The sequence below is a fragment of the Rhodococcus sp. 24CO genome, assembly GCF_050586165.1.
Lineage (GTDB): Bacteria > Actinomycetota > Actinomycetes > Mycobacteriales > Mycobacteriaceae > Rhodococcus_F.
Genome location: NZ_JAZFNF010000008.1, coordinates 19113 through 37947 on the forward strand (window position 1 = coordinate 19113; position 18835 = coordinate 37947).

At 61.8% G+C, this 18835-nt stretch carries 16 protein-coding genes; 8 read left to right on the forward strand and 8 right to left on the reverse strand.

Going from position 1 to position 18835, the window contains the following annotated elements:
• Positions 1 to 25: 25 nt before the first annotated feature.
• Complete coding sequence (locus V2B23_RS20275; protein ID WP_430951995.1) at positions 26 to 1423, reverse strand: MFS transporter; 1398 nt, start codon at positions 1421 to 1423, stop codon at positions 26 to 28.
• A gap of 58 nt (positions 1424 to 1481) precedes the next feature.
• On the opposite strand from V2B23_RS20275, the gene V2B23_RS20280 reads away from it, so the two are divergent.
• Both V2B23_RS20280 and V2B23_RS20285 read left to right on the forward strand, forming a co-directional pair.
• The gene (locus tag V2B23_RS20280; protein WP_430951996.1) at positions 1482 to 1979 is read left to right on the forward strand and encodes a winged helix-turn-helix transcriptional regulator; all 498 of its coding nucleotides are present in this window, start codon (positions 1482 to 1484) and stop codon (positions 1977 to 1979) included.
• Between the two features lie 120 nt (positions 1980 to 2099).
• Positions 2100 to 3455: a DUF222 domain-containing protein gene (locus tag V2B23_RS20285; RefSeq protein ID WP_430951997.1), complete on the forward strand. Its 1356-nt coding sequence runs from the start codon at positions 2100 to 2102 to the stop codon at positions 3453 to 3455.
• Positions 3456 to 3570: 115 nt separating this feature from the next.
• On the opposite strand, the gene V2B23_RS20290 is transcribed toward V2B23_RS20285, so the two are convergent.
• The 3 genes from V2B23_RS20290 to V2B23_RS20300 form a co-directional block, all read right to left on the reverse strand.
• Positions 3571 to 4062 (reverse strand): GNAT family N-acetyltransferase, encoded by a 492-nt coding sequence (locus tag V2B23_RS20290; RefSeq protein WP_430951998.1) that lies wholly within the window; start codon positions 4060 to 4062, stop codon positions 3571 to 3573.
• A gap of 87 nt (positions 4063 to 4149) precedes the next feature.
• A complete protein-coding gene (locus V2B23_RS20295; protein WP_430951999.1) occupies positions 4150 to 4920 on the reverse strand; it encodes a site-2 protease family protein in 771 nt (256 codons plus the stop codon).
• On the reverse strand, positions 4917 to 5576 hold the full coding sequence (locus V2B23_RS20300; RefSeq protein ID WP_430952326.1) for a hypothetical protein: 660 nt from the start codon (positions 5574 to 5576) through the stop codon (positions 4917 to 4919). The genes V2B23_RS20295 and V2B23_RS20300 overlap by 4 nt, the downstream gene beginning before the upstream one ends.
• Positions 5577 to 5881: 305 nt before the next feature.
• On the opposite strand from V2B23_RS20300, the gene V2B23_RS20305 reads away from it, so the two are divergent.
• On the forward strand, positions 5882 to 7171 hold the full coding sequence (locus V2B23_RS20305) for an adenylosuccinate synthase (RefSeq protein WP_033235650.1): 1290 nt from the start codon (positions 5882 to 5884) through the stop codon (positions 7169 to 7171).
• Between the two features lie 54 nt (positions 7172 to 7225).
• Here the strand turns inward: V2B23_RS20305 and V2B23_RS20310 are convergent, their stop codons facing one another.
• Positions 7226 to 7711 carry a 5' nucleotidase, NT5C type gene (locus V2B23_RS20310; protein ID WP_430952000.1) on the reverse strand — a complete coding sequence of 162 codons (486 nt, stop codon included), beginning with the start codon at positions 7709 to 7711 and terminating at the stop codon, positions 7226 to 7228.
• A 325-nt stretch (positions 7712 to 8036) separates the two neighbouring features.
• Between V2B23_RS20310 and V2B23_RS20315 the strand changes: the two genes are divergently transcribed.
• Positions 8037 to 9512: a PLP-dependent aminotransferase family protein gene (locus tag V2B23_RS20315; RefSeq protein WP_430952001.1), complete on the forward strand. Its 1476-nt coding sequence runs from the start codon at positions 8037 to 8039 to the stop codon at positions 9510 to 9512.
• A gap of 62 nt (positions 9513 to 9574) precedes the next feature.
• A complete protein-coding gene (locus tag V2B23_RS20320; protein ID WP_430952002.1) occupies positions 9575 to 10693 on the forward strand; it encodes a class I SAM-dependent methyltransferase in 1119 nt (372 codons plus the stop codon).
• Positions 10694 to 10773: 80 nt separating this feature from the next.
• On the opposite strand, the gene V2B23_RS20325 is transcribed toward V2B23_RS20320, so the two are convergent.
• From V2B23_RS20325 to V2B23_RS20335, 3 genes are all read right to left on the reverse strand, one after another.
• Positions 10774 to 11874 carry a CaiB/BaiF CoA transferase family protein gene (locus tag V2B23_RS20325; protein WP_430952003.1) on the reverse strand — a complete coding sequence of 367 codons (1101 nt, stop codon included), beginning with the start codon at positions 11872 to 11874 and terminating at the stop codon, positions 10774 to 10776.
• 107 nt (positions 11875 to 11981) lie between these two features.
• Positions 11982 to 14177 (reverse strand): ABC transporter ATP-binding protein, encoded by a 2196-nt coding sequence (locus V2B23_RS20330; protein WP_430952004.1) that lies wholly within the window; start codon positions 14175 to 14177, stop codon positions 11982 to 11984.
• Positions 14174 to 15907: an ABC transporter ATP-binding protein gene (locus V2B23_RS20335; protein WP_430952005.1), complete on the reverse strand. Its 1734-nt coding sequence runs from the start codon at positions 15905 to 15907 to the stop codon at positions 14174 to 14176. The genes V2B23_RS20330 and V2B23_RS20335 overlap by 4 nt, the downstream gene beginning before the upstream one ends.
• A gap of 311 nt (positions 15908 to 16218) precedes the next feature.
• On the opposite strand from V2B23_RS20335, the gene V2B23_RS20340 reads away from it, so the two are divergent.
• The 3 genes from V2B23_RS20340 to V2B23_RS20350 all read left to right on the forward strand — a co-directional run bounded on the left by V2B23_RS20340 (position 16219) and on the right by V2B23_RS20350 (position 18789).
• Complete coding sequence (locus tag V2B23_RS20340) at positions 16219 to 16341, forward strand: hypothetical protein (RefSeq protein WP_430952006.1); 123 nt, start codon at positions 16219 to 16221, stop codon at positions 16339 to 16341.
• 214 nt (positions 16342 to 16555) lie between these two features.
• Complete coding sequence (locus V2B23_RS20345; RefSeq protein WP_430952007.1) at positions 16556 to 16678, forward strand: hypothetical protein; 123 nt, start codon at positions 16556 to 16558, stop codon at positions 16676 to 16678.
• Positions 16679 to 17358: 680 nt separating this feature from the next.
• Positions 17359 to 18789, forward strand: coding sequence for a diguanylate cyclase (locus tag V2B23_RS20350; RefSeq protein ID WP_430952008.1), 1431 nt, complete (start codon positions 17359 to 17361; stop codon positions 18787 to 18789).
• Positions 18790 to 18835 lie beyond the last annotated feature (46 nt).

An 18835-nucleotide genomic window follows, 5' to 3' on the forward strand; every position in this document is an offset into this window, starting at 1 on the left:
GGGACACCGACTGTCGGTGACCGAACTACTCGACGGCTACGGCTTGCCGCGGCACCGACTTCGTGCTGGCGGGAGTCATCCCGAGTGACGCGACTGCGGACGCAACAGCAATTGCGACGATGATCCACCAGGCTTGTCGGAAGGTGTTGTAGTCGACCGCGGTTCCGAGGACCGCGATCAGGATGCTCACGCCAAGCACGGTTCCGATCTGACGGCTCATGCTGATGACGGCACTGCCGGTGGCTGATCGCGCAGCGGGCAGGTCGGCCGTTGCCTGCGAGAGGATGGTGGGCAGCGCGAGGCCGACGCCGATCCCGGTGATGATCCACCCTGGCAGCAGTTGGGTGGCGTAGTGCGGTGTTGTGTCAACCGACAGCAAGACAAAGAGTGTGCCGGCAGCCCAGAGCGCGCTGCCCAGAGCGGCTACTCGGCCGGCAGAGTATTTGCGTGTAAGGGCTCCGCCCACGATGGCAAACAACGGAACCATCATCGGACCGGGAGCAACGGCAAATCCGGTTCGCAGTGCCGAGTATTCCCAGACTTCCTGTAACCACAGGATATTCGCGAGAAGTCCGGCCGCGAAGGTGGCGCTGAACAAGATGGCGGTGATGTTCGACCAGGCAAACGAGCGGACTTTCAAGAGATCCGGCGCGATGAGCGGAGCGGAGTGACGGGAGTTGCTCCACCAGAAGGCAACCAGAGTGACCGCGGCGAGTGCAAAGGCGACCACGATGCGTGGGTCGGTCCATCCCCAGTCGGGACCCTGCACCAGTGCGAGGGCAAGTGCTCCGATTCCGACGGTGAGGAGCGCGGCGCCGGCCAGGTCCATTCCTGCATCCGGGTCCTTCTCCGCGACATCCGGGACAAGTCGAACGGCCAAGTAGAGCAGGACAATCCCGATGGGGACGTTGATCAGGAACACCCAGTGCCACGACGCTTCCACGAGCATGCCACCGACAACGGGACCGAATGCCGCTGCCGCAGCACCGGCGGCGGCCCAGATGCGAACGCCGGATTGGCGTTTCGCGGCCGGGAGCGCGTTGATCAGAAGTCCGAGGCTGGCCGGGGTGAGTGCTGCCGCACCCACTGCCTGGACGATGCGGAATGCCACGAGCATCCACAGTGACGGGCTGAAGGCGCAAGCGGCACTGGCGAGAGTGAAGAGTGCGAGACCGGCGACGAAGGCACGTTTGGGGCCGATACGGTCAGCCCAACGTCCGAGCGGGATGAGCAGTGCGGCGTAGACGATTGCGTATCCGTTGAGGATCCAACTGAACTCGCCGAGTGAATGGCCGGGAAAGCTCTCGGCGATGTCTCCGAATGCCACGTTGACGACAAAGAGATCGAGGCTGGCAACAAATGGTGCTCCCGACAGGATGGCCAGAAGGGGGCCCGTCCTGACCCGCTGACTATTGAGGTCCATAGTCAGGAACTTAAACCCTGACTATGGCAATAGCAAGTCAGGGAGTAAGGTGGTGGCCATGGGCGCAGTGCGACTGACCGGGGTCTTGGCAGATCGGGACGCGTGGCAGGCCACGCATTGCTCGATCGGCCGCGCAATGGAAGTGGTCGGCACGAGGTCGGCGATGCTGATCCTGCGTGAGGCTTATTACGGCACAACCCGTTTCGACGATTTTGCGTCGCGGGTCGGTATAACCGAAGCGGTAGCGTCGGCGCGCTTGAAGGATCTCACGGCCGCCGGCCTTTTCGAGCGTCAGCCGTACAAGGAACCGGGGAAGCGCACCAGACACGAGTACGTGCTCACCGAGATGGGCCGGGATTTACTGCCGGCAGTGTTGGCGCTCATGCAGTGGGGCGACAAGTATCTCCATGGTGGTAGAGGTGGGCCGCTCAATGTTGCCGACGACAGCACTGGTGAACCGGTGACGGTCGACGTGCGTAATCAATCCGGCCAAGTAGTTCCTCTGGAGGAGTTGCGGGTGTCCGTGAATGGCGCCCGGGTGCGCCGAACAAGCTAATCGTCGAATATCGCTGTGCATCAATGGCTCTCGAGTGAATATTCTTGGAACCTGTCCGAAATGCCTCTTGAATCGAATGTTTGTTCGAGTACAATGGAGCGTAAGGGTGGGGAGGCCTTGATGACTACGGTGAGCGATTTCGTTTCGGTGGGGGATGTTGTAGCCGGTTCGGCGGCGGGTGTGCGCGGCAGGTTGTGGCGTCTGCGTCCGTCCGACGTTCGGGACGTTGCCGTCTGTGCGTCCGCGGAAATCCTTCGGCTGGAAGCGATTCGGGTTGCCGCGGTCGACGAGTTGGCACTCAATCCGGATGAACAGGTGCTCTGCTACCGCGGCGTGGGCCGATGGTTGGCGGCAAACACGATGCTGCAGAACGCGGCCGGTAACAAGATCGCCGCCCTCGGCGCCGCACTGCGGGCGTTCCCGGACATTGCCGCTCAATTCGAGGCCGGTGACCTCTCGCTCGATCATGCGGCAATAATCGCCGCGTTCTGCGAATCACCACCAAAAGGCATGCCCGACAGTGCGTTACCGTCCTGCATGGCAACCCTTCTCGCTGCCGCGTCGGGGGTGGAGGCAACCACCATTAAGCTGCGGTATGCGATTGCGGTTCTTGAGCGGATCTTCGAATCCGACGACACACCACCCGGTGAGGACGACGATCTCAATGTCTTGCGGATTTCGCCGACGCTCAACGGTCGGGTCGCTATCAAGGGCGATTTCGATGCGTTGACCGGTGAAATGTTGTTATCGGCCCTCTCGAAGTTGTCGATGCCGAAACCGGCTGCCGATGGAACCCCGGATCAGCGATCGGCTGCCAAGCGCACCGCCGACGCCTTCGAGGAGCTGATTCGCCGGTACCTCGACAACGCTGTTACCGGTGTTGACGGTGGTCAGCGTCCGCACGTGAATGTGCATATCACCGCGAAAGATCTTGCCGAGCATCGCGAATGCGCCACCATGCGCAGCGATGGCGTGTTCTACGGCAGTGCGTTCGATGACGGCGAGCCTGATGTCGAGGATCTTGACGTCGGCTACATGCCCTGGATGGGACCACTCAGCGTGAGCCTGACCCGGATGCTCGCGTGCGATTGCATGCTCTCCACCGTCCTGATGGACGGTAACGGCGCACCGCTCGATGCAACGCCACATAAACGATTGGTGACAGCAGAACAGCGGACGGCACTGATCGCCCGGGACAAAGGCTGCGCCTTCCCCAACTGCGATGCCGTCCCCGCCTGGTGCGACGCCCACCACATACAACCCTGGTCAACCGGCGGTCTGACGGTGATGGACAACCTCACCCTCCTCTGCCGCAACCACCACCGATTGATCCACAGCACCAGCGGCTTCCGCGGCATCTGGGAAATCAAGATGGGTGATGATCACAAACCCTGGTTCATCCCACCAGCTGCGATCGACCCGAAACAACGACCCCGCCGCTCCACCACCCGCCAAGGGCCAGTGCACCGAGACTGAACCGGCTGCGCCGGAACGACATACCGTGTGGAAGCTTCGCATCACCAATCAAGACGATGCGAAGCCCACACCCATGCGCAGGTTCGGAAATTCTGTGGCGATGTTCAGCCGTGCGTCAGCTCAACGACTTCTTGAACCCGATGTGGGAGGCGACAAATCCGAGGCGTTCGTAGAACTCGTGAGCTTCGGTCCTCGTCTGGTCGGAGGTGAGCTGCGCGAGGAATGCGCCGCGGCGTGCCCCCTCCTCGCATGCCCAACGCAGCATTGCGCTCCCGATGCCCTGGCTGCGGTGATCCTCGTGCACCCGAACGGCCTCGATCTGCATCCGGGTTGCACCCATACGGCTCAGCCCGGGGATGAAGGTGAGTTGCACGGTGCCGATCACGTTGTCGTCGGCGGTGGTGACAACAACGAGCAGGTGTGCGTCGTCGGCATCGATCTTCTCGAAAGCCTTCTCGTAGATCGTCCGAGCGTCGGGATTTGTTGTTTCACGCGTGGAACCGATGGGGTCGTCGGCCAGAAGGTCCACCAGGGTGCTTACGTCGCGAAGCTCTGCCTTTCGGATTGTGTAAACCGAATTGCCGCACTCTATCGACGCCGAAATCATCAGTGGTGCTCCTGTGAAAAAGTAATTGTCCGAAATGTCAGGTTCTCATGTCGTCGTTCAGCATTCATCGGAAGGGTGCGATCTCCGTCACGTCCAGAAGCGCATCAACGAATTGCCGGCCGCGGCGTAGTTCCCGGATACCCCGCTTAGTTCGAAGATCCAATAGATCGCGTTGAAAAAGATCACGTTGACCTGAGGGACAAAGAGAATTGCGACCAGAAGAAGTAATCCATACGGTTTGAACTGGTCGAGTTGAGCTCGGGTCGTTGGCTTCAGGAACGGTTCGAGCGCACCGTAGCCGTCGAGTCCGGGAACCGGCAACACGTTGAGGACGGTAGCCATCACCTGCAGGAACGCGAGAAAACTCAACCCCGCCCAGAACGTCACATGCTCTGGTCCCGATCCATACGTACGTATGACAACAAGCAGAACTATTGCGGCGATGGCGTTGGTTGCCGGACCGGCCAGGGAGATCCGGGCCTGTACCTTGGGCGAGAACATCCCGGTGCGCAGATAAACCGCACCGCCGGGCAAGCCGATACCGCCAAGAGCAATGAACAACACCGGGAGCCCGATCGACAGCAAAGGATGGCTGTATTTCAACGGGTTGAGCGTCAGATATCCGCGGGCAGCGACGTCGGTGTCGCCGTGACGCCACGCAATGAAAGCGTGCGCAAACTCGTGGAGACAGAGAGTCACCACCCAACCGGCGACAACAAGAACAAAAACCCCGGCCCCGCCGGCCGCCGAACCTCGTTCGGAACCCCAAGCAACAACGCCGCCGAGCACCGCGATTGCCACGACCCCGAGGAAGACAGGGCTAGGCCTCACGGCTGACCTCGCAGCGCCCGTTCTCACCGGACCAGCAACCAGGTCTTGTCGTGGCGGTAGAACGTCGAGCGTTTGAGGTCTCGGGGGTTCGGAATACCGTCGCGCACGAGGTGGGCTGCGGGCGCCCCTAGTTGGACAGCACGACCTTCCAGCCACCGTCGCCCAGCCCAGCGACTGCGGCGATCGACGGACGCCCGGATGCCCGGCAGCTTGGGACTCGGAACAATCCGAACACCACGCACAGTTCCGGAGAAGAGTTTGTTGTCGTCCACATACGCCTCACCGATCAATTCCTCGGTTCCGCCCGGGCCGGTGACCGTGGCAGCGCCGACCAGCGCGATTCCGGCGTCGTCGCGAATCAGTGGCACGACGTGCGCGGTGCCCTTCAGTGCTGCGCGGGCTGCTTTTGCGCCCGTGGACAGCTTGTACGCATCGGTGGCGTCCGACCGATTCTCCGTGACGTACGCGAGTTCGACGTCCAACAGCTCGAGGCGCATCAATCGCGTCAGCGCAGCGGCAAACGCCGCGTCCGTGCCGACCACTATCAAGCGGGGAACGGAGACGACCTTCAGTTGCGCCACGACCTCGCTGAAGTCGTCCTTTTCGGGTACCTCCGGCAGCGTGAACGACGTGACTTCGCCCAACGGGAGAGGCACGGGTGAATCGCCACATCTGAGTACCACGGGGGTCAACGCGTGCTCCTAGCTCGATCAAGACTTTATCGACGGTGGTCGCACCACCGACACCGCTCACCTGGCTGGGGAACAGTCGTCAGAATTGCAGACCACGATCCTAATGCGACTGCGGGTGTGGGCCGACATCTGCGACAACGACGAGCCGATTTCTGGACCGAAAGGTTTGATCGTGTGCTCTGGGCTAGACTTCTCCTTCGGTCACTGCAACAGCTCGGCTGCACAAGAGTGCGCGGATTCAGGCAGTACCAATGCGGCGGGACAACTGCTGCACGTCGACCGTAGGAGACAACGTCATGCCGGCAATCGTCCTGATCGGCGCCCAGTGGGGCGACGAAGGTAAGGGCAAAGCTACAGATCTACTGGGCGAGCAGCTTCAGTGGGTCGTGCGATACCAGGGCGGCAACAATGCCGGACACACCGTAGTTCTGCCGAACGGTGAAAAATTCGCACTGCACCTCATCCCGTCCGGAATCCTCACACCGGCCGTTACCAACGTCATCGGAAACGGTGTCGTGGTGGATCCGGGAGTGCTGCTCACCGAACTCGCGGGCCTGGAATCGCGCGGCGTGGACACGTCTCGCCTGCTGCTTTCCGCCGATGCGCACCTGATCATGCCGTACCACGTGGCCATCGACAAGGTCACCGAACGCTTCCTCGGTGCCAAGAAGATCGGCACCACCGGTCGCGGAATCGGCCCGTGCTACCAGGACAAGATCGCTCGCGTCGGTGTACGCGCAGCGGATGTCCTGGACGAGAAGATCCTGACCCAGAAGGTCGAGGCGGCACTCGAATTCAAGAACCAGGTGCTGGTCAAGATCTACAACCGTAAGGCTCTTGATCCCCAGCAGGTTGTCGAAGAAGTTCTGACGCAGGCGGAGGGCTTCAAGCACCGCATCTCGGACACGCGACTCGAACTCAACCTCGCTCTCGAGCGCGGTGAGACCGTCCTGCTCGAGGGTTCACAGGGAACGCTGCTCGACGTCGACCACGGCACGTACCCGTACGTGACGTCGTCCAACCCCACTTCCGGTGGCGCAGCGGTTGGTTCGGGCATCGGCCCCACCAAGATCACCACTGTTCTCGGAATCCTGAAGGCCTACACCACACGCGTCGGCTCGGGCCCGTTCCCGACGGAACTGTTCGACGAGTTCGGTGTGTACCTGGCCGACAAGGGCGGCGAGGTCGGTGTCACCACCGGCCGTGGCCGTCGCACCGGTTGGTTCGACGCCGTGATCGCCCGCTACGCAACGCGAGTCAACGGCATCACCGACTACTTCCTGACCAAGCTCGACGTGCTCAGCAGCCTCGAGACGGTCCCGATTTGTGTTGCCTACGACGTCGACGGTGTGCGTCACGACGAAATGCCGATGTCGCAGACCGACATTCACCACGCCAAGCCCATCTACGAAGAGATGCCGGGTTGGTCCGAGGACATCTCGAAGGCTCGCACGTTCGAGGAGCTTCCGCAGGCCGCACAGAACTACGTGCTTCGTCTCGAAGAACTGTCGGGTGCGTTCATGTCCTGCATCGGTGTGGGCCCCGGCCGTGACGAGACGATTGTCCGCCGCGAGGTCATCCGCTAGGAATTTCTTGTCGAAATCCCCGTTCCTGTCAAATAGGAGCGGGGATTTCGTGTTTCAGGCACGCTTCGACAAGTATTCGGTGACCCTCGTCCAATCGGGAAACTTTGTGGTGCCGAACTTGATCCACTCGCCCTCGAACCTGTCTGCGCCGTTGGCTCCGCGATCGTCGACGAGGAAGTCGCCGCGGTTGAGGTGCTTGTGGTGCGAGAGGATCAACCGCTTGTACGCGACGCTGCCTTCTTCCAGTCCGAGGTGTTCCTGGACCCACAAGACCTTGTCGTGCCACGCGGTTGCGTTCTTCCAGGGCGCCGTCGACAGGATGTAGGTGTCGAACTGCTGCGCAAGTTGGTGGTACGCGTCGATCGCGCCGTCGAGGGGATCCATACGCGAGAAGATGTGTGGGGCCTCGTCGAGGTCGTTTTCGAATTTCTTTCGCACAGTGTCGGTCAGGCGATCGATACCGGACTGGAAGTTGACCAGGGTGTTGTCGAGGTCGATGTAGAGAATCTTCTTGGATTCAGACTTCTTGGATTCAGGCATCTGTGCCTTTCTTCGAGCAGAAAGAGTCCAGTTTTATCGAACTGGACTGAGATCAGTGAATTCTTCCCCCTCATCACAATTACACGGGGGTCCGACAGAGTTGTTCCTGGACTGTTCGCCGCCCTCTCCGCAGATGCCGCCGAGTGGTGCTGCCAGGCGAAACTGCTCGACTCGAATGTACGTACCTTCACCTTCTGCGGGCGCAAACAAGTACACGACGGCCACGAAGAGTCCGATTCCGATAAGTGTTGCGAAGGTAGTCATAAGCTCATCATCAGGTCCACTGGTATTGAATTACATAGCCAAGTGCTCGATACTGGACCGCATGATGACTCGAGTTCTCGGTGCCCGTTCCCTTGCGCGTGATCTGGGGTCCTGGCAGGAGGAATCGGGGCGACGGCCCGCCTACCGCGCACTGGCCGACGGTATTCGCCTACTCGTGCACGACGGGCGCGTTCCGCTGGGTGTGGCTCTGCCGAGTGAGCGTGAACTCGCAACCGTGCTCGAACTGAGTCGGACCACGATCACGTCGTCGTACTCCGTTCTGCGGGACGAGGGGTATCTGATCAGCCGCCAGGGTTCACGCAGCACCGTGGCGTTGCCTGCCGGCGCTCGGCCGAACGGCTTGATGTTCCGCCAACACCAACCCGGCCCGAGTGGTGCCGTCGTCGATCTCAGTTATGCCGCGATGGCCGCCCCGGCCGAGCAGGTGCAACAGGCGTATGCGTCTGCACTGGAGTCACTTCCACAGTTCCTGCCCACGCACGGCATGGAGCCGGTCGGCATCGGAGACCTGCGGGACGTCATCGCGCGTCGTTACACCGCACGCGGCTTGCCCACGACACCCGAGCAGATCATGGTGACCTCCGGCGCCCAGCACGCTTTGCGGTTGTTGTTGTCGGTGCTCACCTCTCCCGGTGAACGGGTGCTGGTGGATCACCCCACGTATCCCAATGCGCTGGAAGCGATTCGGCGCAACGGGGCCAGGCCGGTTCCGGTTCCGGTGCGTCCGGAGTTTGCCGCCGCCGGAGCCTGGGACCTCGACGGAATCCGTAGTGCCGCAAGGCAAACCGCGGCCCGCATGGCCTACCTGATTCCGGACTTTCACAATCCGACGGGACTGTGCATGGATTCCGCCGGGCGCGCAGAGCTTGCAAAGATCGCCCACGAGACCCGGATGACGCTTGTCGTCGACGAGACCATGGTGGACCTGTGGCTCGATGCGCCGCCGCCCGCGCCGGTGGCAGCGCACGGCCGCGGCGCCGCGAAGACGGATGTCGTGACCCTCGGTTCCACAGCGAAGTCACTGTGGGGCGGCTTGCGCGTCGGCTGGATTCGGGCTGACCCCGCACTGATCACCCAGTTGGTGGGCGCACGCGCGGCGGTGGACCTCGGTACTCCGGTCATGGATCAGCTTGCCGCGGCGTATCTCCTCGCCGACGACCACGCGCTGCTCGACGAGCGCCGCGCGGTGCTCCGCGAGCAACGTTCGGTTCTGCTCGACGCGGTGGCCGAGCGACTCCCGGACTGGCGTCCCACTCTCGGCTCGGGCGGAATGTCGGTGTGGATGCGAATGTCGGCACCCGTATCGACTGCCTTGGCGGCAGTGGCACCCAACTTCGGAGTGCTCCTCGCGGCCGGTCCGAGATTTGGCGTCGAAGGTGCTTTCGAGCGGTTCATCCGTGTGCCGTACGCGCGTTCGTCGGAAGATCTGATCCGGGGAGTTGCGTCCATCGCCGCTGCATACGACACCCTTGCCACCGATCGGGACGCTGCCGACCAACGCCTCGTCGTCGTCTGAGCGGCTAGCCTGCGCTCGCTGGGGTACCCACCTGGAAACGAAGGTGAATCCAGGAGGTTTCAATGGCAACCGTCGAGGGCGTCAGTGCAGAGGGCGTCAGTGCAGAAGGGGCCGGCGAATCGGAGGTATTGGCCGAACGGATCTTCGCGGCTGCGATCGGTGCGGCAGAACTGCAAGCGGTCTACCTCGGAGATCGGCTCGGCTGGTATCGCGCCCTCGCCGACTTCGGACCTCTCACGTCGACGGAACTGGCCGATCGGACCGCAACGGTGGAACGGTATGCCCGTGAATGGCTGGAACAGCAGGCCGTGGCGGGGTACCTGGACGTCAATACCGATGCCGACCGCCGATATACCTTGTCCGCAGAACATGCCGCAGTACTCGTAGATCCAGACAGTCTGTTGTACGTGGCGCCGATGGCCCGATTGTTCGTGGCGACAACAACATCGATGCCCAGACTGCTCGACGCGTATCGCCACGGCGGCGGCGTGACCTGGGAGTCGATGGGGGTGGACGCCCGTGAGGGACAAGCGCTGCTGAATCGCCCGATGTTCCTGCGTCAGTTGTGCCAGGAGTTCCTGCCGACCATTCCGGATCTGCACGCCGCGCTGACCGGCGGGGCGAAGGTCGCGGATCTCGGAATGGGGGAGGGATGGTCATCCGTGGGGTTGGCCCTCGGATACCCGAAAGTCGAGGTCCACGGCTTCGACGTGGACGCGGCGTCGGTGGCTGCGGCGCGTCGGCATGCGAGCGACTACGGCGTCGACGACCGCGTGCATTTCTCGTTGGTCGACGTGGCCGGTCAGGCCCCCGAGCAGGAGCGGGCGGAGACGGGCACCTACGACGCAGTTTTTGCGTTCGAGTGTCTACATGACGTGCCGGACCCGGTCGGGTTCTTGTCCACCGCCCGGTCGATCGCACAGCCGGGTGCTCCGGTGATCGTCATGGACGAACGAACGGCAGATGCATTCGATCCCGAGGCCGGGCCGATCGAGCAGCTGCTCTACGGGTACTCGCTGACCTGTTGCCTACCGGACAGTCTCTCCCATCCCGGGAGCGTCGGGACAGGAACGGTCATGCGACGGTCGACTCTCGAAAGTTTTGCTCTGGCAGCAGGTTTCGAGAGAGTGGATGTGCTGCCGATCGAGCATGAGTTCTTGCGGTTCTACCGATTGGGCTGACGCCCCGTGCGCCTTTCCGGTAGCCGGAACTACCAGAAAGGCGCACGGGCCGAAGGCCTAGGTCAACACGGGCCGAAGGCCTAGGTCCAAACTGTGTCGATATCCGTCGCCTCACGCGCCGGTGCGGACGGAACGCCCGCCGGGGTGCGGGAGAAGCGCGGCGCCGGAGCGTGCTGGGTGACGCCGTCGAGTTCGATGAGCGAGCCGCGCGCTGCGATGTGCTCGTTCGACGGGGCTTCCGCGAAGGTCAGGACCGGTGAGACGCACGCGTCGGTGCCGAGGAAGACCTTGGCCCACTCGTCGCGAGTCTTGGACAGGAACTTCTCCGTGAAGAGCGCCTTCATGTCGTCCCACTTGCTGGAATCCATCTGATGCGGAAGCGTCGACGGATCCAGTTCGAGGCCTTCGAGCAGCAGGGCGTAGAACTGCGGCTCGATGGAACCGACGGCCATGTACTTACCGTCGGAGGTCTCGTAGGTGTCGTAGAACGGCGCACCGGTGTCGAGGAGGTTGACACCACGCTCGTCGGACCAGACGCCGCGGCCGCGGAAGGCCCACATCATGTGGGACAGGGCAAGGGTGCCGTCGACCATGGCGGCGTCGACTACCTGGCCCTTACCGGAGATCGAACGCTCCACCAGGGCGGACAGGATGCCGAAGATCAGGAACATCGAACCGCCACCGAAGTCGCCGACCATGTTGAGCGGCGGAACCGGACGCTCGCCCTTACGGCCGATGGCGTTGAGGACGCCGGTCAGGGAGATGTAGTTGATGTCGTGGCCGGCGGCGCTCGCGAGGGGGCCTTCCTGGCCCCAGCCCGTCATACGCCCGTAGACGAGACGAGGATTGCGCTCCAACAGCACGTCGGGTCCGAGTCCCATACGTTCCATGACGCCGGGCCGGAAACCTTCGATGACAACGTCGGCGCGCTCGACCAGGTTCAGGACCTTCGCGACATCCTCCGGGTCCTTGAGGTTGGCTTCGACGACTCGACGGCCTCGCTTGATCTGGTCGGAGGCGTTGGCGTCCTGCGGGATCTGGCCTGCGCGTTGCACGATGACGATGTCGGCGCCCATGTCGGCGAGCAGAGTCGCCGCGTGCGGTCCCGGTCCCAATCCAGCGAATTCCACGATCCGAATGCCCGCGAGCGGGCCCTTCTTCTCCACAGTTTCTGCAGACACACGAACTCCCAATTCAGACGTCGACAACACTTCTGACCCGACGGTAACCTGTCGGATCGATCAGGTGTGCTCCGGGGCACTGTGTCCGAGAAGGGAGGCGTCGATCACTAGACGGCAGCGCCCTCGAACTGGGCGTTGTAGAGACGGAAGTACGCACCGCCGTGGGCGATGAGCTGATCGTGTGTGCCTTGCTCGACGATTTGGCCGGCCTCCATGACCACGATCAGATCCGCATTGCGAATCGTGGACAGTCGGTGCGCGATGATGAAGCTCGTGCGACCGGCCCGCAGCGCCGACATGGCGTGCTGGACAAGCTGTTCCGTGCGGGTGTCGACCGAGCTGGTCGCCTCGTCGAGAATCAGCAGCGACGGCTCGGACAGGAAGGCTCGGGCGATGGTGATGAGCTGCTTCTCACCCGAGCTGATGTTGGACGCTTCCTCGTCGAGCACTGTGTCGTAGCCGTCGGGCAGGGTGTGGATGAAGCGGTCCGCGAACGCCGCGCGGGCTGCAGCTTGGATCTCGGCTTCGCTGGCGCCGATGCGTCCGTACGCGATGTTCTCGCGGATGGTGCCGCCGAACAACCATGTGTCCTGCAGGACCATGCCGACGTGCGAGCGGAGGTCGGCGCGCCGCATGTGTGCGATGTCGACGTCGTCGATGGTGATCCGGCCGGAGTCGACTTCGTAGAACCTCATGATGAGGTTCACCAACGTGGTCTTGCCTGCGCCGGTAGGACCGACGATGGCGACGGTCTGTCCGGACTCGGCAGTGAGGTTGACGTTCTCGATGAGCGGGACGTCCTTTTCGTACCGGAAGGAGACGTTCTCGAACACGACGGTGCCGACGGTGCGGTGACGGCCGGCCTGCTCGGGGAGGACGGGGTTCACGATATCCGGAGTCTGCTCGGGTTCGTCGAGCAGTTCGAAGACCCGTTCCGCCGACGCGGCCCCGGACTGCAGGCTCGACGACATCGAGGCGATCTGGGTGAGCGGTGAGCTGAACTGGCGGGAGTAGACGATGAACGCCTGGACGTCACCGAGGGACATGTTGCCGCTGGCCACCTTCAGGGCACCCACCACGGCAAGCAGCACGTAGGTGATGTTTCCGACGAAGTTCATGACGGGCATGATCAGGCTGGACAGGAATTGGGCGCCGAACGATGCGTCGAGGAGTTTCTTGTTCTGCACCGCGAATTCGCGCTCGGCCTCGAACTGATGCCCGTAGACGCGCACCAGGTCGCGACCGCTGTAGGTCTCTTCGATCTGCGCGTTGATCTTCCCGGTTTCTTCCCATTGCGCTTTGAACAGAACCTGCGCGCGCTTGGCGACACGGGCCACCAGCACGACCGACACGGGAACGGCGATGAGTGCGATGAGTGAGAGCATCGGCGAGATGACGAACATCATGGTGAGGACGCCGACGACGGTCAGCACCGAGGTCAGCAGCGACGTCAGAGTTTGGGACAGGGTCGACGAGACGTTGTCGATGTCGTTGGTGACGCGGCTGAGAACTTCACCGCGAGGCGTCCTGTCGAAGTACGGCAACGGAAGTCGGTGAATCTTCGCTTCGACTTCCGCACGCAACTTGTAGATCGTTTTCTGCACGATGATGTTGAGCAGGAACGCTTCCACCCAGGCGAGCAGCGACGCCATCACGTACACACCGATGGCAATGAGGATGACCTTGCCGATGGCGTCGAAGTTCAGTCCGACACCGGGGACGACGTCGGCTGAGTTCTGAACCAGATCAGCGAACGTCGAATTACCGGATGCGCGAATCGCTTCCGCGGCCTCGTCGCGGCTGATACCGGCCGGCAAGCTCTTGCCGATGAACCCGGCGAAGATGAGGTCGGTGACGTGGCCGAGGATCTTGGGAACCGCGACGGAGAGCGAGATACTGCCGATCGTCGAGAGCACTACGACGAATACCGCGATCTTGTGCGGCTTCAACAGGCCCAGCAGCCGTTTCATCGTGGCTTTGAACTGCTTGGGTTTGGTCGCCGGTGTGGTGGACGCGGGCTTCGGTGCCGGGGCATCGGGCGTGGGCTCGTCGCCGGGCGGCGGTTCGACAGGCGGTGGTCCGACAGGCGGTGGTCCGACAGGCGGTGGTCCGGACTGTTGCTGTCCGGACTGTGGCGGACCGTACAGGGGTTGTCCGTACTGGGGTTGTCCGTACTGGGGCGCAGATTCGACAGGCTGCGCTGTGTCCGGCTCCGCGGGGATCTTGGCAAACACGACGGTAGGAGCGTCGTCGAAATACTGACGATTGCCCGGACCGAAATTTGGGCCTTGCGGAATGGTCATGCGCTCATCTCCGCGGGAATCTGGGAGGCCACGATCTCTTGGTACGTCGGGCAGTTGGCCAGCAGGAAGTTGTGGTCGCCGAGCCCGACGGGAGCGCCGTCCTCGAGGACCATGATCTGGTCGGCATCGATGATCGAAGACACGCGTTGCGCGACGACGATGACGGTGCTGTTCGTCGTAATGGCGCGTAGCGCAGCCCGAACTGCCGCGTCGGTGTGCATGTCCAGGGCGGAGAAGGAATCGTCGAAAATGTAGATCCGCGGTCGGCGGACGACGGCTCGGGCGATGGCCAAGCGCTGCCGCTGGCCACCGGAGAGATTCGATCCACCTTGCGATATCGGGGATTCCAGACCCTGCGGAAGTTCCCGGACGAAGCCGTCGGCTTGCGCGACGGCGAGTGCAGCCCAGATGTCGTCGTCGGTGGCCGACGGATTTCCGTACCGGATGTTGGTGGCGACCGTGCCGGCGAACAGGTAGGTCTTTTGCGGGACGTACCCGAAGTTGGTGAACAGTTCGTCCTGATCCCAGCCGCGGACGTCGAGTCCGTCGATCAGAACCGCACCGGCTGTGACGTCGAAGAGCCGGGGGATGAGGGAGACGAGGGTGGATTTTCCGCTGCCGGTGCTGCCGACGATCGCGGTGACGGTTCCAGGTAGACAGCGCATAGTCACGCCGCTCAGAACCGGAGTCTCGGCACCGGGGTAGCTGAATCCGGCTCCGCCGAACTCGACGACGCCGTAAGGGTTGGTGGGGCGCAGCGGTTGGGACGGCGCCGGCACCGATGGCTTCGTGTCGATCACTTCGGTGATGCGGTCGGCGCAGACGGCGGCCCGCGGAATCACGACGGCCAACATCGTTGCCATCACGACGGACATCAGAATCTGCATGACGTACGCGAGGAACGCGCTGATCTGGCCGATCTGCATGTCACCGGTGTTCACGAGGTGGGCACCGAACCACATGACCGCAACGCCGGTCAGGTTCGCGATCAGCATGACCGTCGGCAGGAGAACCGCTTGGTATCGACCGATGAGCAGAGCCGTGTCCGCCAGTTCCTTGTTGGCCTGATCGAAACGCATGGTTTCGTCGGGTTCGCGCACAAACGCGCGAATCACACGCATACCGGTGAGCTGTTCGCGCAGTGCGCGGTTGATCTTGTCGATGCGAGCCTGCATGGTCCGGAAGTGGGGAATGAGGCGAGCGACGACCACTGCGACGGTGATGCCCAGTAGGGGCACCGAAATGGTCAGGAGCCACGACATCTGCAGATTCTCGCGTAGCGCCATGACTATGCCGCCGATGCACATGAGTGGTGCGCTGACGAGCATCGACGACGTCAGCATCACCAGCGTCTGGATCTGGAGGACGTCGTTGGTATTTCGTGTGATCAGCGTTGGGGCGCCGAAACCGGAGAATTCACGGTCGGAGAAACTGCCGACGGCCTTGTAGACGGCGGCCCGGACGTCGTGACCGAATCCCATCGAGGACTTTGCCGCCAGATACGTCGACGCGACCGAGGCGATGATCGACGCCAACGAGACCATCAGCATGATTCCACCGGTCGACATGATGAATCCGGTATCACCACGGGCGACGCCGTCGTCGATGATTCGGGCATTCAGGGTCGGCAGGATCAGCGACGCAATGGCACCGAAAAGTTGCAGCGCCAATACTCCCGCGAGCAACCAGCGGTACGGCGGCAGGTACGCCTTGAGCAGTTTTGCTAACACGGCGATCCCGATCTGGTTGCCACGCGTTCAGGATTGATCACATGCACACGGTATGACAGATCGCGGTCGGCGCGGGCACCGACTCTGACCTTTGCGGCCTTTTGTCCCAATCGATTGTGATGTCGATCACATTTGAATTTGAAGTTGAGTTCGAGTCACGTGGCTTGATCTGGGGCTTTACAGATCGACGCGAACTGTCACGCGAGTCTTTGGCCTTAAACAAACTGGACGTATGTATTTTTCCTGACTACAAAGGCTCTCGGCGGACCAAATGTGCGCCACGTCATACATCTCACGCAAGGAGTTCAGTAATGGGTTCAGTCGAAAATCTCCTCGAGGCAAACGGTATGGGCTGGGGTCTGCTCAAGCTCCTTCCATTGGTGAACATGCTCAAGACCCTCCAGGGCCTCGATTCCGCCAGCTCGAACTCCTGACGTTCGCGCACACGCCAATCTTTCGTAACGACACAGGAGTAGTCACATGACTTCGATCCAGAATCTCGACGCCTTCCTCAAAAGCGTTCTCGCTTTGGTGACCAAGCTGAACGCGGGATCGGCAGATTCCTCGGGTTCGACCGGTTCGGCCGCCGAGTAATTTCTCCAGCCTTTCCGATCCATCAACTGCATTTCTGAGAAAAGAGGAACCGACATGGGTTCGCAAGAAGAATTCAGCGCCGTCATCAAGAATCTCTTCCCGGTTCTCAAGGACCTGTTCACGGCTATCGGCGGTGGCTCGCTCACTCCGGGAACCGGCTCGGCCGCTGAGAAGTAGGTCTGAGAAGTAAGTCCCGTTTGCCCGAAAGTGTGGCTCGCAGTTGACTGCGAGCCACACTTTCCGCATTTTTACTGTGATGCACATCACAATTTATCCTCTAATTTTCAGTAGATTATGGTCTTGAACTGCAGTTTTCACAAAAGGTGTTACTTCTGGTCGTTGGTAGTAGCCATGCGATAGCTGGACAAGCGCGATTCTGCAGTCTATAAATGCTCTCAGCGCTTGTTAGTGCGCTGCATCACAGCACGGGATGTCGCAGGGGGCGACCGCATATTTCACCCCTGTGTGGCATGAGTTCCCAGACTGTTTCGGTCACCGCCTGCGGCCGAAACGTCGCTGAACATTTCACATCACCTCTACGCACCAGGAGAACTCCTATGTTCGGATCACTCAGCGCACTCGGACCTCTGCTCTCAGCCCTCGGCGTGTTCCTCAAGTCGGTAGACACCTCTTCGCTCGAGGGCGACTCGGGATCCTCGGGATCCAGCGGATCTGCTGAATAAGACCAACCGCGCAGCAAGACCTATCAAGTGCCGAGTCCTCGGTACTGTGATGGTCGGTCACTTCACATTGCCCTCTGACCGCGTCATCGGTCAGAGGGCAATGTGGTGTGAACGTGACGATAAGATTCGGCAGTCGCCCGATACGCCTTTTCTGGAGCGACGGTGAGGTGACGAATGACAAGGATGGGCCGAATAACGCGGCTGCTGGTCGTCTTTGTCGTTGTCCTGCTTGCCGCGCTCATCGGAATTCTCACGCGCCCGCCCGGGCTGCTCGCGACGTTCTGGTGCGCCAATGCGTTGCTGCTGGGAATGATGGTGCGATGGCCGATTCTGATCGAGTGGCCCACGTGGATTGCGGCCGGCGTCGCTTATGTGAGCGCTGATCTGCTGACCGGCAACACCTTCTCGATGGCAATTCAGTTGAACGGTGCAAACCTGGTCGGGGTCACCGTTGGCGTGTTGTTGCTCTACTACCTCAAACGCACCCCGTTCCGCTTGGTCGATTCATCGTCTCTGATGTGGATGGTTGTCGTCTCCGGACTCAGTGCCTGCGCTACCGCGGCAACAGCCGGGCTGATGGATTGGATCTTTCGAGACGAATCGTTTGCCGACACGCTTGTTCACTGGGGCAGTACGGAATTCATGGCCTATCTGCTGGTGTTGCCCCTGATTCTGTCCATGACCATTCCGTCCAGCTTTGCGGAGATCCGCAGTAAGACGACTGTCAGGGCAGTTCTGGCCATGACGGTCCCGTTGCTTGCTACCGCAGCCTGCATGCCGATCGCGCTCAGCATCGAGGGGCCGATTGCCCTTCTCCTTCCCATCCCCGCGCTGTTGTGGTGCGCTACCCGGATCTCGGTTCCGAGTACGGCGTTGGTTTCGGCAGTGTGGTCGGTGTGGTCGCTCATGATGGCCGACGCCGGCAGGCTGGCTCTCGGGGAACAGGGTGGCGCAAACGTGAACGAGGCGGTGATCACGTCGATAGCGGTCACTCTGGTTGCGCTGGGTCCCATTGCCGTGGCGTGCGCGACGCAGGAGCGCCGGGCCGCCGAGCGTGAGTTGTTCCGCGCCGTCGAATACGACTCTCTCACCGGCGTCCTCTCGCGCGGGCCCTTCCTCCGTCAAGCGGAAGAACGACTACAACAGGCAACGCAGACGGCGTTGCCTGTCGGATTGCTGATGCTCGATCTCGACCATTTCAAAGCCGTCAACGACACGTACGGTCACATGGTCGGCGACAGCGTACTCGCCGATTTCGGTGCCCGGATGGCAGAACGCGTCTCCGATACCGATCTGGTCGGTCGACTCGGCGGCGAGGAGTTCGCGGTCTTGCTCACCGGTTCCAGTTTCGCCCGTGCAACCGAAGTCGCCGAAGAGATCCGACATGCTCAGGTCCACGACTCGGTACGATCCGGGCACGACAGCACCGTCAGTGTCGGACTCGCTTGGACGGATGACGCGACGCCTACCTTGTCATCGCTGATGGTTGCCGCCGACGCAGCCCTGTACGAAGCCAAGCACGCAGGCCGAAATGTCGTGAAAGCCGACAACGTCAGCGACATCGTGAGTGGCGTCGTGCCTAAGCGGAGCAGCAGAACCGCGTGAGTTCCGCCATCGCGTCCTCTGGATGCGCTGACCTGCATCGGGATTG

What these genes read in the sequence shown, in the direction of transcription:
- V2B23_RS20275 (WP_430951995.1), bottom strand. Translation starts at nt 1,423, where the DNA reads ATGGACCTCAATAGTCAGCGGGTCAGGACGGGCCCCCTTCTGGCCATC.
- V2B23_RS20280 (WP_430951996.1), top strand. Translation starts at nt 1,482, where the DNA reads ATGGGCGCAGTGCGACTGACCGGGGTCTTGGCAGATCGGGACGCGTGG.
- V2B23_RS20285 (WP_430951997.1), top strand. Translation starts at nt 2,100, where the DNA reads ATGACTACGGTGAGCGATTTCGTTTCGGTGGGGGATGTTGTAGCCGGT.
- V2B23_RS20290 (WP_430951998.1), bottom strand. Translation starts at nt 4,062, where the DNA reads ATGATTTCGGCGTCGATAGAGTGCGGCAATTCGGTTTACACAATCCGA.
- V2B23_RS20305 (WP_033235650.1), top strand. Translation starts at nt 5,882, where the DNA reads ATGCCGGCAATCGTCCTGATCGGCGCCCAGTGGGGCGACGAAGGTAAG.
- V2B23_RS20310 (WP_430952000.1), bottom strand. Translation starts at nt 7,711, where the DNA reads ATGCCTGAATCCAAGAAGTCTGAATCCAAGAAGATTCTCTACATCGAC.
- V2B23_RS20315 (WP_430952001.1), top strand. Translation starts at nt 8,037, where the DNA reads ATGATGACTCGAGTTCTCGGTGCCCGTTCCCTTGCGCGTGATCTGGGG.
- V2B23_RS20320 (WP_430952002.1), top strand. Translation starts at nt 9,575, where the DNA reads ATGGCAACCGTCGAGGGCGTCAGTGCAGAGGGCGTCAGTGCAGAAGGG.
- V2B23_RS20330 (WP_430952004.1), bottom strand. Translation starts at nt 14,177, where the DNA reads ATGACCATTCCGCAAGGCCCAAATTTCGGTCCGGGCAATCGTCAGTAT.
- V2B23_RS20340 (WP_430952006.1), top strand. Translation starts at nt 16,219, where the DNA reads ATGGGTTCAGTCGAAAATCTCCTCGAGGCAAACGGTATGGGCTGGGGT.
- V2B23_RS20345 (WP_430952007.1), top strand. Translation starts at nt 16,556, where the DNA reads ATGGGTTCGCAAGAAGAATTCAGCGCCGTCATCAAGAATCTCTTCCCG.
- V2B23_RS20350 (WP_430952008.1), top strand. Translation starts at nt 17,359, where the DNA reads ATGACAAGGATGGGCCGAATAACGCGGCTGCTGGTCGTCTTTGTCGTT.